Source organism: Sphingosinicella xenopeptidilytica (assembly GCF_042676985.1).
In the GTDB taxonomy this organism is placed as follows: Bacteria; Pseudomonadota; Alphaproteobacteria; order Sphingomonadales; family Sphingomonadaceae; genus Sphingosinicella; species Sphingosinicella xenopeptidilytica.
Window position 1 is genome coordinate 628,362 of record NZ_JBHTIK010000002.1, and the last position, 12,138, is coordinate 640,499.

Sequence of the window (12,138 nt, forward strand, 5' to 3'; positions counted from 1 at the left end):
AGCCTCGGGCGCCTCTTTCCAAAGCCGGAACAGCAGCTATAAGGGCCGCCGCAAGCACGGCATTCGCCGTTTCAAGCATCGCATTGGGGCGTAGCCAAGCGGTAAGGCAGCGGTTTTTGGTACCGCCATGCGAAGGTTCGAATCCTTCCGCCCCAGCCAAGCGTTTTCAAGAACTTACGGCAGGCGTCTGTTGTTATCGTCAGATGCGTCCGCGGAGAAGTCCGCAACGTGGTTGGACGGGTTTACGCGGCAATGATCTCGTGCTTTGCCCATGTCATATGGCCTCTCTCCCGAACCTATCCGTCCGGATAGGCGGAAACACAGGTCATTTGTTCCCAAAAGATAGGATGAGCCTCGCCCCGCCCTCGGGCTAGAACCAAGGTCGCCGAACAGGGACGCAGAACAGTCCAAGCGATCGGGAGGATCGTCGGCGAATGCGGAGGGGAAGTGGTATGCGGAGCCAATCTAGCCTGAATTATACGTGCGCCTGCCTTTTGGCTGGCGTTGCGACCATCGTCACCATGCCGGCGTGGGCGCAGGAAAGCGGCAGCGACACTGCCGTGCACAGTGGAGAGGTCGAACAGATCGTCGTCACGGCGCGCAAGCGCGAGGAGCGCGTGCAGGACGTGCCGGATTCGATCAGCGTCTTCACGGCGGCCGCGCTCGAAGCGACGCGTATCGACAACGTGAAGGACGTGGCGCTTCGCGTGCCCAACCTCTCCATCGTCGAGGCGCAGCAGCCGGGCGTCGCGTTGCTGACGATCCGCGGCGTCGGGCAGGCGCGCAACGGCGAACCGCCGATCGCGGTCGTCGTCGACGGTGTGCAGCTCAGCAACGCCTACCAGATCACGCAGGACCTGTTCGATATCGAACGCATCGAGGTTCTGAAGGGTCCGCAGGGCGCGGTTTACGGCCGCAACGCCATCGGCGGCGCCATCAACATCACGACCAAGCAGCCGACGAACGATTTCGAAGGCTTCGTTCAGGGTAGCTACGGCACGGGGCAGGACTGGCGCCTGTCCGCCGCGATCAGCGGCCCGATCGTTCCGGACAAGCTGCTGTTCCGCCTTGCCGGATCGCTGCGCGATTTCGACGGCGACATCGAGAGCGTCAACGCGCCGCGCTCCCGGGAAGCGAACTGGGCGAAAGACAAGAACATCCGCGGCAGCCTGCTGTTCACGCCGTCCGATGTCGTCACCGTCGATCTGCGCTATTCGCGGCTTGAAACCGAAGCGGGCGCGGCGTGGTACGCGGCCGTGCCGCCCGGCGGTGACATTGATGAGCCGAGGCCGTATATCGGCGACTATCCCTCGTGGGCGGAGCGTATCCTGAACGATGCGTCCGCGAAGGTGGATGTCGATCTCGGCGGCGCGCTGCTTACCTCCGTCACGGCCTATTCGAAAGTCTCGTCGTACATCGACGAGGAGCTCGATCTCAGCCCGCTCGACGGCATTATCGCGCAGCAGACGCTGAAGACGCGGAATTTCAGTCAGGAACTGCGGCTCGCCTCCACGGGCAACACGCGCTTCAAGTGGCTCGCTGGACTCTACTATCTGAAAACGCGCCAGAAGCTCGATACCGAGATTTTCCTCGGTGCGGATTTCCTGCCTCTGTTCGGTCTGCCGCCGGAGCTCGCGCCGCTCCTGTTCTCGCAGAGCCGATCGACGGATCACAACAAGGCCTATGCGGCGTTCGGCCAGGTCTCCTACCGCTTCGATTCCGGCCTCGAACTCACGGGGGCGCTGCGCTACGACGTCGATGACCGGCACCAGATCGATCGCGCCGCGGTGGGGCTTCCGGAGTACGACCGGACCTTCAAGTCGCTGCAGCCGAAGGTCTCGGCGACATGGTTCTGGAACGACGATTCGATGGTTTATGCGACCGTCGCCAAGGGTTTCCGCAGTGGCGGCTTCAACCCACTCGATATCATCACGCGGTCTTACAACAAGGAAGAGAACTGGAACTACGAGGTCGGGCTCAAGGCGAGCGCATTTGACCGCAAGCTGACGCTCACCAGTGCCGTCTTCTACACGCGCATCAAGGACCGTCAGGTCTACACGCTCGACATCAACAACTCGGCGCAGACGCTCGCGAACCCGATTCCGAAGTCGGAAGTCTACGGTTTCGAGGCGGAGGTGATCGCGCGTCCGGCGCCCGGTTTCGATCTTTCGGCGTCGATCGGCTACACGGATTCTAAGATCATCAGCTACGATACGTCGGTATTCGCAGGTCTTCCCGGGGCGGGGGACTACACCGGCAACAAACTACCGCAGATGGCGAAGTTCTCTTATGCCTTGGGCGCGCAGTACGAGCACGAACTCGGCGACGACATGTCGATCACGCCGCGTGTCGAGCTCAACGGTTCGAGCGGGGCCTATTATTGGGAAATCGACAATACAGACAAGCGCAGCGGCGTCAGTCTCGTCAATGCGCGTCTCACGCTGCGCAAGGGCGGCCTGTCGCTCGCGGGCTTTGTCGAGAACCTGTTCGACGAGGATTATGTGATCGAATTCGTGCCCGTCGAGTGGAGTGGCGCAGGTGCTGGCGATCTTTCCGGTGCTGCGCCGGGGCGGCGTTGGGGTGTGCAGGCGAAGCTGCGCTTCTAGGGGAGTTTCGATATGGGCAAGGCACAGGTCGTCCGCCGGTTCAACGCACCGGCGGAGACGCTCTGGAGCTATCTGTCGTGGCGCGGCATGGAAAAGCTCGCGGGCGGCGGCTTCTTCAAACGCGTCGTGTTCGAAGGGGAGGGCGCGGGGGTCGGCGCCACAAAGTGGATCCACCTCGCGGAAGGTCCACCGCTCCGCGAACGCCTCGAATGGATCGACGCCGCGGGCTATGGCTATGGCTACCGCGTCGTCGATAGCGGCCCGCTGCCGATCACCGATTATGTCGGTGAAGTGCGCATCACACCGTGCGGGCCGGGTGCCTGCGATGTGGTGATCCGCAACAGCTTTGTCGGTGTCACCACCGACGACGGCTGGGGCAGGGAATGGGAGACCATCGAGAACAGTCTGTTCGATGAGATCGAAGTCTTCCTCGGCGGTGCACCTGCGGCACAGCCGGAAGATGTCGCCGCGGCGATCCGTGCGGCGAGCGACCGGTTTGAGGCGGACTTCCGAAGCGGCGATCCCGAGCGCCTCGTCGCGAACTACTATGTCGACGATCCCCGCATCGCCGTCCCTGACACGCCGCTGCAGAAGGGCCGTGACGCAGCGGTCGCGGTCTTTCGCGGCCTGATGGACGGCTTCTCGGCGTGCGACCTCCGGCAGGTGGAGGTGAGCCACGGTGGCGGCGACATCGCGTTCGAGCTCGGCGAATCCACCGTGCATCCGAAGGCGGCGGGCGAGGCGCCGACGCTCGTGCGCTACACGATCCTCTGGCGCCGCACCGCCAAGGGCTGGCGCGTGGATACGGACTTCTTCGCTTGGGGCGCGCTTTCGTGATAGGCTCCCCGGCTTGATGTGAAGGGGCTGGGAGGGAGCGATGCCGGTCGATCACAGCCTTGAGGCGATTGCCGCCGATACCACCGCGCTGCCGCACCGCTTCGGCCCTGTGCGCGGCGACGTGCCGCTCGTCCGGCGCCAGCTTCTGCTGCGTGAGCTGACCGAAGCGAGCCTGCTGCGTCCGCTCACCATCGTTCGCGGCCCCGCGGGCTCCGGCAAAACCGTGCTCCTCACGCAGTGGGCGGACCTGCTGCGCCAGATGGAGCGCCCGGCGGCATGGCTTACGCTCGATGCGTCGGATCGCGCCCCCGCGCTGCTCATCGCCGGAATCGCCGAAGCGCTCGCCCACGCGGGCTACGACGACCTCGCCGAAGCCTTCGCCGCCATCGCGCCCAGCTTCTCTCCTGAAGCGCCGGAGACAGCGGCCCGCCGCCTTGCCGCCGCCGTCAACCGCACCCCGCGCAAGCCCATCCTGATCCTCGATGGCTGCGAGGCGATCGACGCGCCCGAGGCCTTCGCGTTCCTTTCGAGCCTGCTCCTCCATTCGCCCGCGCTGCGTCTGGTGCTGTCGTCGCGCCGGCGTCCCCAGCTTCCGCTCGGCGCACTCCGTGCGCGCAACCAGCTGCTCGAGATCGGCCCCGGCGATCTCGCTTTCACACCCGCGGAAATCCACGCGCTGCTCTCGAACCAGGTGCCGGAGCTCTACACGCGGCGCCTTCATGCCAGCACGAGCGGTTCGGCGGTCGCGGTCGCTTTCGCGCGGCGTTCGCTCGATCACACGCCGCGCCCCGGCCACGATTGCGGCACGTGGCAGGACTGGCTCGGCGATTATTTCCGCGACGAGGTGCTGAGCACGCTCGACCCTGATCTCCGCACCGCCATGAGCCGCCTCGTCGTCGTCGAACGCTTCGACCTCTCGCTTGCCGAGGCACTGGTCGGGAACGTCGCGCTGTCGCTCGTCGAAAAGCTCTATCACGACGAAGGCCTGCTGCTCCGCGATCTCTACACGCAGGAATTCCATTTCCCCGAAATGCTGCGCCGGTTCCTCGACGATCGGCTCGCGCTCATGGACGCGAAGGAGCGCGCGGCGCTCCATGCCCGCGCCGCCGAATGGTTCGCGGATCGCGGCTTGTTTCAGGAAGCGCTTCGCCACGCGATCGAAGCGGGCGAACGCGAGCGCGCGCTCGCGCTCATCGAGCAGGTCGGCGCGACCACCGTCGTCACGCGGCAGGGCATCGCGGCGGCGCGGCTGATGCTCGATTCGATCGGCATCGCCGCCGATCCGCGCTGCCCGAGCGCGCAGCTCTCGCTCGCCGTCGTCAGCGCCCACGAAGGCCGCATCGTCGATGCCGTCGAGCGTCTCCAGTCGGTGCGGCTGCAGCTCGAAAGTGCCGAAGCCGGAACCGATACGCTGCTGATCGACCGCCAGTTCCTGATCGCCGAGGGCTTCGTCAACGGCTTCCTCGATCAGCGGGCGAGCGCCGAGGATGAAGCCGCGCTCGAACGCTACATCGTCGAAGCCGCCGCCAGCGATCATCATGGCCGCGCGCAGGTCCATATCCTCCGCTCGTGGAACAGCTATTGCAGCGGCGATCTCGTGAAGGCGGAGCGCGCTGCGGTGGAAGCCGCGATCGATTATGCGGGCACGGAGAGCGTTTTCGGCGCGCTGTTCATGCATGTGCACCGGATGCTCGCGCAATTCTGGCGCAACGATCTCGAAGGTGCGCTTGCCGAATCCGCGCTCGGCGAGAAGATGGTGCGGCTGTTCTTCCCGGAAGATCAGCGGCTGCGCGTGCTCACCGAGATGCTGCGCACCAGCATCCAGTTCGAGCTTGGCAAGCCCGATCTCCATGCCAATCCGCTCGACCTTGCCGCCATGGTTGGCGCGGTGGAGGCGTGGGTGGAGGTGCAGCTCTGGGCGCATCGTTATGCGGCGCGCGCTGCCGCTGCCGCGAACAGGCTGGACGAAGCGCGCGCGATCCTCGCCAACGGGGTCGAGGTCAGCGAACGGCTGCAAACGCCGCGTCTTGCATGGAACATGGGTCTCACCGGTGCGCTCATCGAGGCGCGCAGCGGTGCCGTTGACAAGGCATGGCGCGATGTGGAGGCGCTTGGCCTCCCGGGCGGCGCCTTCCTCAGCGGAACGGGTGTTCCCCTCACATGGCAGGAGCGTATCGGGGGCCTGCTCGCGCTCGCCGAGCTGCAGACGTCGGCACGTCGTCTCGACGAGGCCGCGCATTGGCTCCACCTCGCCGAGGAGGAGGTCGGGCGAACCTCGGCGCTGCGCTTTGCGACCGCGATCGATATCGCCTGGGCGCGCATTCACCATGCCGAGGCGAAGCCCGTGCTGGTGCGCGCGAAGCTGCAGGCGGCGTGCGGGCACTGCCAGGGATTGTTGCCCGCGCGGTTGTTCGTGGAGGCGGGCGCGGATCTCCAGCCCTATCTTGCCGAGCTGCCGGGCTGGTCGACGCCGGACCCGCAGCGCGGCGACATTCCGGTCGCGGGCGCCGACCCGGTCGGAGCTTCAAGCGATCCGCTCACGGCGCGCGAGCGGCAGATTCTGCATTTCATGGGGGAGGGGCACCCGAACAAGGTCACCGCGCATCGCCTCGGTCTCAGCGAGGCGACGATCAAGTTCCATCTGCGCAACATCTACAGGAAGTTGAGCGCGCAGAACCGCACGCAGGCACTGGCGCGCTACCGCGCGCTCGTCGGTGCTGCACCCGTCGGCTGATAGCGTGATTTCAAGGCAGGTGGACTCACCTGCCGAACCGGAATGACTCCAGCACGGCAATCGGGGGCGGCAGCGCCGCCCCCGGGCCAGTTCAGGCCGCTGCAGCCGCGGCCTTCCGTTCGAGATGATCGATAATCTGCTTCGCCAGGGGCTCGGCGGAGGCCGGGTTCTGTCCCGTGAAGAACGGCGCGTCGCAAACGACGTGCGCGCCGAACGGCTGCGCCGCCGAATAGATCGCGCGCAGCTTGCGCAGCATGTCTTCGGGCAGCACGGGAACGATCTTGTCGACGCCCATCATCACGTCTTCGGCATTGCTGATCGAGGTGAGCTTGCGGTTCTTCACCAGCGGCTCGCCGTTCGGGTCGACCGTCTGCACCAGCCCGATAACGCCGTGGCAGATGCCCGCGACGACATCGCCACGCGCGAACAGCGTCTCGGCGAGGCGCTTGATCACGGGGTTGTGCGGGAAGTCCCACGTCGTCGCCGTGCCGCCGACAAGGAAGATGCCGTCCAGCCCCTCGTCGCCGATGCTTTCGAGCGGCTGCGTGCCGTTCATCTTCGCCGACGCCGTTGCATCGCCAAGGAAACGGCGCCCGTTGTCGCTGATCCATGCGTCTTCAAGGCTCATCGGGTCGATCGGCGCCTTGCCGCCCTTCGGCGATGCGATCGCGACGTCGAAGCCGGCGTCCACGAACTGCCAATAGGGTGTCGCCAGCTCTTCAAGCCAGCTTCCGCTGGCGTTGCCGCTCGATCCGAGCTCGCCGTGCGAGGTTACGATAAACAGGATTTTCTTGGCCATGTCGGGCTCCGCTTGCTCCCCTGAGTGGAATGGAGAGACCATAAGCGGCGCGGGGACAAGCACACACACGTCCGATTGGCGAGCATCGCCCGTCCGTTAGGATAGGGCCGCGCACTGCCGCATTGGCCGTACGTGGGGCTATGCGCCGCTGCCGGCTTGACCGATGCTGCACCTCATATTCCATTCCAGTGGACCAAGAGGGAGGTCTCGCGTGTCGCTTGATGATGTCAGTAAGTCGCGCCGTCTCGATCAGCCGGTGAAGCGGCCTTTGAGCCAGCCCGTACCGTTCGAAGGTGAAGACGGGCTCTTCACCCAGTCGTGGTATCCGATCTGCCTGTCGAGCGCGGCAACCTCGTCGTTCGTCCGCGGTTTCGATTTCCTCGATGGGCGCGTCATCGTGTTCCGCGACAAGGACGGCAAGGCGCACGTGATGAGCGCCTATTGCCCGCACCTCGGCGCGGACCTTTCGGTTGGAGACATGGTGGACGGGCAGGTGCGCTGCGTTTTCCACCACTGGCGCTACGGTGCGGACGGGCGCTGCTCCGGTATGCCGAGCAGCGATCCGATTCCGCCGACCGCGCGCCTGTTCGAATTCCCCACCTGCGAGAAATACGGTCTCGTCTGGGCCTACAACGGCACCGATCCGCACTATCAGCTTCCCGATTTTCCGTATCCGGACGACGAGCTTGTCTTCAAGATCAAGACGTTCGGCGAGGAAATTCCCACCGATCCGTGGATTCTCTGCGCCAACACGCCGGACATGCAGCACATCCGCTACCTGCACGGCATCGTCATCAACGGCGACAATCCCCACGATGCCGTCGAGTGGACCGACCATTCGATGTTCTACGAGTTCGAGGGCACGCACGTCACCGGCGATCCGGTCAACCACCGCATCGGCATCGTCGGCACGAGCATGTATTTCCAGAGCACCAATTTCGCCGGCCGCTGGTTCGGCTTCGTGTCGCCGTTCAGCCTCAACCGGCCGAGCCGCTCCACGGTGTTCATCGTCGTCTGCGCGCGCAAGGACATGGGTACACCCGAAGAGATCGACGAGTATCTCGAATTTGTGGCGGAGCTCGAAACACGTGTCGTGCTCGATGATCTCGTCAACATGCAGACGATTCATTTCAAGCCCGGCACGTTGACGCGCAGCGACAAGACGCTCGCGCGCTTCTTCGACTACATGCGTGATTTCCCAAGGGCGCATCCGTCGGCCGATTTCATTCGCTGATCGGCCGGGCGTGGCGGGAGAGAGCGGCGGCTATGCGGCACCGGACGATCTGGGGGCGCTGCGTGCGCTCCTCGATGCCAATCCCGGCGCGGCGATCCTTGCCGGGGGGCAAAGCCTGCTGCCGAGCCTTCGCGGCAAGGCCTCGCCGCTGTTCGTCGACATCGGCCGCATCGCGGCGCTGAAGACGATCGAGATCGAGGACAACCGCGTGCGGGTCGGCGCGGGCGTCACGCTCGCGGCGCTCGCACGGCATCCCGCCGTGGCCGGCGGTTTTGCAGAAGCGATCGGCTTCGTCGGCAACGTCACCATCCGCAACCGTGCCACAGTCGGTGGCTGTCTCGCGTGGGCCGACCCGCGCGGCGAACTGCCGCTCGTCCTGCTTGCGCTCGGCGGAACCGTGGTGACGGACAGGCGGGAGATCGCGATGGAAAGCTTCATAACAGGCCCCTCCCGAACCGCACTCGAGCCCGGCGAGATGATCGTGGCCGCGACATTCGAAATCGGGCGGAAATTTGCCTTCGAGGAATTGCTGGTGCGCAACTCGACTGGCCGCGCGGTGGTTGCAGCCGCCTGCGAACGGATGGGAGACGCCATGCGCTATACGGTTTCCGGCCTCGTCGATCGTCCTGTCCGCAGTGGGCCGATCGCAGGCGATCTCGGCCCATGGCTCGATGATCTGCTCCTGCAGTTTCCCATCCTCGCCGACGCGAGCAGCCCAGACTATCGGCGGCGCGTTGTTCATGCGCTCGCCCTTCGTGCGCGGGAACGGGCATGACAGGTGTTTCCGTCAGCCTCCGTATCAACGGCGCGGCAGTCACGGCGCATGTCGCGCCGGACCTGACGCTCGCAGATTTCCTGCGCGGCGATCAGGGTCTCAAGGGCACCCACATCGGCTGCGAGGAGGGCGTTTGTGGAAGCTGCACGGTGCTGGCGGACGGCGAGACGCTGCGTTCCTGTCTCACGCTCGCAGCGCAGATGGATGGAGCCGACATCGCCACCGTCGAAGGGTTCGATGATCCGGCAGGTGATCGGCTCCGCAAGGCGTTCGCGGAGAATTTCGCGGCGCAGTGCGGTTTCTGCACGGCGGGCATGATGGCGGTGGCGCGCGAATTCCTCGCGGACGCCACGGTCGCCGATCACCGCAACGAGGCGGCGATCCGCTCGCGCCTGAATGCCGTCGTGTGCCGCTGCACAGGGTATCAGGCCATTGTCGCAGCCGTTCGAGCCGCGGTGCCGGAATGAGCGTGATCGGCCAATCGGTGCGCCGCGCGGCGCTCGATCGCTTCGCCGCGGGCCGTGGCCGCTACGTTGGCGACATCGATCTGCCGGGCATGGCAACGGTCGCCTTCGCGCGCAGTCCTGTCGCGCACGCCGAACTCCTCGGTGTCGACACGGAAGCCGCACGCGCCATGCCCGGCGTTCTCGCCGTCATCACAGGCGATGACATTGCGAGCTTCGCGCCGCAGCCGTCGCTGTGGAATCTGCCCGGCCAGAATCATTCGGGCCTGAAGGCGCTGGCAACCGATCGGCTGCGCTACGTGGGCCAGCCTTTCGCGGCCGTTGTCGCCGTCGATCGCCGCACGGCCGAAGCGGCAGTCCGCGCGATCGTTCCTCAGTACCGCGCACTCCCGATCATCGCAGACATGGATGCCGCGCTCCGCAACGATGCGCCGTGCCTCTACGATCACTGGTCCGATAACATCGTCGCCCGTCCACGCTGGCAGGCAGGCGACATCGCCGCCGCCTTCGACGGCGCCGCACTCGTCGTCAGCGATCGCTTCACGACCCAGCGCGTCCATCCCTGTTCGCTCGAACCGCGCGGTGTCGTCGTCGCGCCCGATCTCGACGGTGAGAGCATCACGGTGTGGCTCTCCACTCAGTCCATCCACCAGGTGCGCGCCGGCATCTCCGAATGTCTCGGCCTCCCCGAGCACCGCATCCGCGTCATCGCGCCGGACGTAGGTGGATCGTTCGGCATGAAGGCGTGCATCTACGGCGAGGAAGTGGTCCTCGCCTTCCTCACGCACCGTATCGGTCGTCCGCTTCGCTGGATTGAAACCCGCGCCGAAGCCTTCGTCGCCTCCACCCACGGCCGCGACGAACGCGTCGACCTCGCCGTCGCCTTCGACGCCGACGGCCGCATCCGCGGCCTCCGCTCTACCATCGTCCTCGACAAGGGCGCCGACCCCTATGCAACCTCGATGGGTACGGCCTGGATCACCGGCGCGGTGATGACCGGGCCGTACAGGATCGACACCATCGACATCGAAGCCCTCGCCGTCGTCACCAACAAGACACCGACCGGCGCCTATCGCGGCTTTGGTCAGCCGGAAGCGAACTTCGCCCTCGAACGCGCGCTCGACATCGCGGCGCAGCGCCTCGGTCTCGATCCTGCGGACCTCCGCCGCCGCAACCTCGTGGCACCCTCCGAAATGCCATACCCCACACCGACCGGCATCGTACTCGACAGCGGACGTTACGCCGATCTCCTCGATGCGACGCTCGAAAGGTTCGGCTACGACGACGCGAGGCCCGCGCAGTCGTCGTCACGGCGCCGGACCGGTGTCGGCATCGCCTGCTACGCCGAAACGACCAACTTCGGCCCGTCGCCGCTGTGCAAGCTGATCGGCGTCGACAGCGGCGGTTTTGACATCACGTCGATCCGCATGGAGCCGAGCGGCCACGTGCGGGTCTTCGTCGGCCAAACGCCGATGGGACAGGGCATCGAAACCGCACTCATGCAGGTCGCCGCCGACGAACTCGGCCTTCCGATCGAGGACATCTCCATCGTCCACGGCGACACGGTCTCTTCTGCCTACACCGCCTACGCGAGCGGCGGCAGCCGCGGCGCGGGGGTCGCGGGCGGCTCGACAGCGCTTGCCGCACGGCGACTGCGGGAGCGTATCCTGCGCTGGGGCGCGCATCTTCTCGACGCGCCGCTCGAAAGCGTCCGTTTCGTCCAAGGTGGCGTCGAGGTGGTCGACATGCCGACGCGCCGCACCGGCATCGCTGAGATTGCGGTGGCGGCGTACAAGGCGTTCTCAACGCCCGAGGGTTTGGAGCCCGGCCTTGAGGACAGGGCCGCCTACGATCCGCCCGCGCTTGCCATCGCTTATGGCTGCGTCGCGGCGGAGGTCGCCGTCGATCTCGATACGGGCAAGGTCACCGTGGAGCGCATCGTCTTCGGGCATGATTGCGGCGTTCAGATCAATCCCGCGATCGTGGAGGGGCAGGTAATCGGCGGGCTCGCGCAGGCGCTCGGCGCGACGCTGTTCGAAGAGATGCGCTACGATGACGCGCGACCGCTCACGCTGTCGCTGCAGGACTATCTGCTGCCGTTGGCCTCGGACGTGCCGCACGTCGAACTCGTGCATTTCGAAACGCCGACCCCGTTCTCGCCGATCGGTGCCAAGGGGGTCGGCGAAAGCGGAACGATAGGTGTGCCCGCCGCGATCGCCAATGCGGTGCAGAATGCACTTGGGACGGCATCGCCGCTCGTGACCCTGCCACTCACTGGTGAGCGGGTTTTGGCCTCCCTGTCATCAGAAGCGAAAGCGTCCCTCCCAACGGTTCAGCGCAAAGCGCCATCGCTCGGTTGATCGCCGTGACCGGGGACGAAGCGGCGGGCGGCGAAGCTGTGGGGGACTTCGGCACTGCCGCCGTAGAGTTCGTGGTGGGGGGAAGCTTCGGCGAAGGCGGCGGCGAGGGCAAACAGGGTCTGCTCAGCCTCGTCCATCGCGCCCAGTTCGCACCCGGCAAGGCAATCGAGCGCCTGCGGAAGGCGCGGCATGAACGCTTCGTAGAACGCCGCGAAATCCTTTGCCGATGCTGCCCAGCGGATTTCGCTGCGCGTGCGTTCGGTCGGCCTAGCCCACTGTGCGGCGAGCGCGGCGAGGTCTTCAAAGCCCGTGGGAAGGGTGGTCATGCG

General features: G+C 65.8%; 9 protein-coding genes and 1 tRNA gene. 8 read left to right on the plus strand and 2 right to left on the minus strand.

From position 1 onward, the window contains the following. Nucleotides 1-84 precede the first annotated feature (84 nt). The 4 genes from ACFQ00_RS05875 to ACFQ00_RS05890 all read left to right on the plus strand — a co-directional run bounded on the left by ACFQ00_RS05875 (nucleotide 85) and on the right by ACFQ00_RS05890 (nucleotide 6,177). Nucleotides 85-159, plus strand: a tRNA-Gln gene (locus ACFQ00_RS05875). Nucleotides 160-452: 293 nt separating this feature from the next. After that, complete coding sequence (locus ACFQ00_RS05880; protein WP_381487556.1) at nucleotides 453-2,606, plus strand: TonB-dependent receptor; 2,154 nt, start codon at nucleotides 453-455, stop codon at nucleotides 2,604-2,606. Nucleotides 2,607-2,618: 12 nt separating this feature from the next. Beyond that, nucleotides 2,619-3,443 (plus strand): DUF4440 domain-containing protein, encoded by an 825-nt coding sequence (locus ACFQ00_RS05885; protein ID WP_381487559.1) that lies wholly within the window; start codon nucleotides 2,619-2,621, stop codon nucleotides 3,441-3,443. 40 nt (nucleotides 3,444-3,483) lie between these two features. Then, a complete protein-coding gene (locus ACFQ00_RS05890; RefSeq protein WP_381487562.1) occupies nucleotides 3,484-6,177 on the plus strand; it encodes a LuxR C-terminal-related transcriptional regulator in 2,694 nt (897 codons plus the stop codon). A gap of 91 nt (nucleotides 6,178-6,268) precedes the next feature. On the opposite strand, the gene ACFQ00_RS05895 is transcribed toward ACFQ00_RS05890, so the two are convergent. Next, a complete protein-coding gene (locus ACFQ00_RS05895; RefSeq protein ID WP_381487565.1) occupies nucleotides 6,269-6,976 on the minus strand; it encodes a type 1 glutamine amidotransferase domain-containing protein in 708 nt (235 codons plus the stop codon). 211 nt (nucleotides 6,977-7,187) lie between these two features. Between ACFQ00_RS05895 and ACFQ00_RS05900 the strand changes: the two genes are divergently transcribed. Genes ACFQ00_RS05900 through ACFQ00_RS05915 form a run of 4 tightly spaced genes read left to right on the plus strand, consistent with a single transcriptional unit; the run spans nucleotide 7,188 to nucleotide 11,809 of the window. Beyond that, entirely contained in the window at nucleotides 7,188-8,210 is a 1,023-nt protein-coding gene (locus ACFQ00_RS05900; protein WP_381487567.1) for a Rieske 2Fe-2S domain-containing protein, read from the plus strand. Nucleotides 8,211-8,220: 10 nt separating this feature from the next. Next, complete coding sequence (locus ACFQ00_RS05905; protein WP_381487569.1) at nucleotides 8,221-8,985, plus strand: FAD binding domain-containing protein; 765 nt, start codon at nucleotides 8,221-8,223, stop codon at nucleotides 8,983-8,985. Further along, the gene (locus ACFQ00_RS05910) at nucleotides 8,982-9,452 is read left to right on the plus strand and encodes a (2Fe-2S)-binding protein (RefSeq protein ID WP_381487571.1); all 471 of its coding nucleotides are present in this window, start codon (nucleotides 8,982-8,984) and stop codon (nucleotides 9,450-9,452) included. The genes ACFQ00_RS05905 and ACFQ00_RS05910 overlap by 4 nt, the downstream gene beginning before the upstream one ends. Further along, a complete protein-coding gene (locus tag ACFQ00_RS05915; protein WP_381487574.1) occupies nucleotides 9,449-11,809 on the plus strand; it encodes a xanthine dehydrogenase family protein molybdopterin-binding subunit in 2,361 nt (786 codons plus the stop codon). The genes ACFQ00_RS05910 and ACFQ00_RS05915 overlap by 4 nt, the downstream gene beginning before the upstream one ends. Here ACFQ00_RS05915 and ACFQ00_RS05920 read toward each other — a convergent pair. Continuing rightward, a complete protein-coding gene (locus tag ACFQ00_RS05920; RefSeq protein ID WP_381487577.1) occupies nucleotides 11,782-12,135 on the minus strand; it encodes a hypothetical protein in 354 nt (117 codons plus the stop codon). The two genes, ACFQ00_RS05915 and ACFQ00_RS05920, sit on opposite strands and share 28 nt — an antisense overlap. Nucleotides 12,136-12,138: the final 3 nt, after the last annotated feature.

What these genes read in the sequence shown, in the direction of transcription:
- ACFQ00_RS05880 (WP_381487556.1), top strand. Translation starts at nt 453, where the DNA reads ATGCGGAGCCAATCTAGCCTGAATTATACGTGCGCCTGCCTTTTGGCT.
- ACFQ00_RS05885 (WP_381487559.1), top strand. Translation starts at nt 2,619, where the DNA reads ATGGGCAAGGCACAGGTCGTCCGCCGGTTCAACGCACCGGCGGAGACG.
- ACFQ00_RS05890 (WP_381487562.1), top strand. Translation starts at nt 3,484, where the DNA reads ATGCCGGTCGATCACAGCCTTGAGGCGATTGCCGCCGATACCACCGCG.
- ACFQ00_RS05895 (WP_381487565.1), bottom strand. Translation starts at nt 6,976, where the DNA reads ATGGCCAAGAAAATCCTGTTTATCGTAACCTCGCACGGCGAGCTCGGA.
- ACFQ00_RS05910 (WP_381487571.1), top strand. Translation starts at nt 8,982, where the DNA reads ATGACAGGTGTTTCCGTCAGCCTCCGTATCAACGGCGCGGCAGTCACG.
- ACFQ00_RS05915 (WP_381487574.1), top strand. Translation starts at nt 9,449, where the DNA reads ATGAGCGTGATCGGCCAATCGGTGCGCCGCGCGGCGCTCGATCGCTTC.
- ACFQ00_RS05920 (WP_381487577.1), bottom strand. Translation starts at nt 12,135, where the DNA reads ATGACCACCCTTCCCACGGGCTTTGAAGACCTCGCCGCGCTCGCCGCA.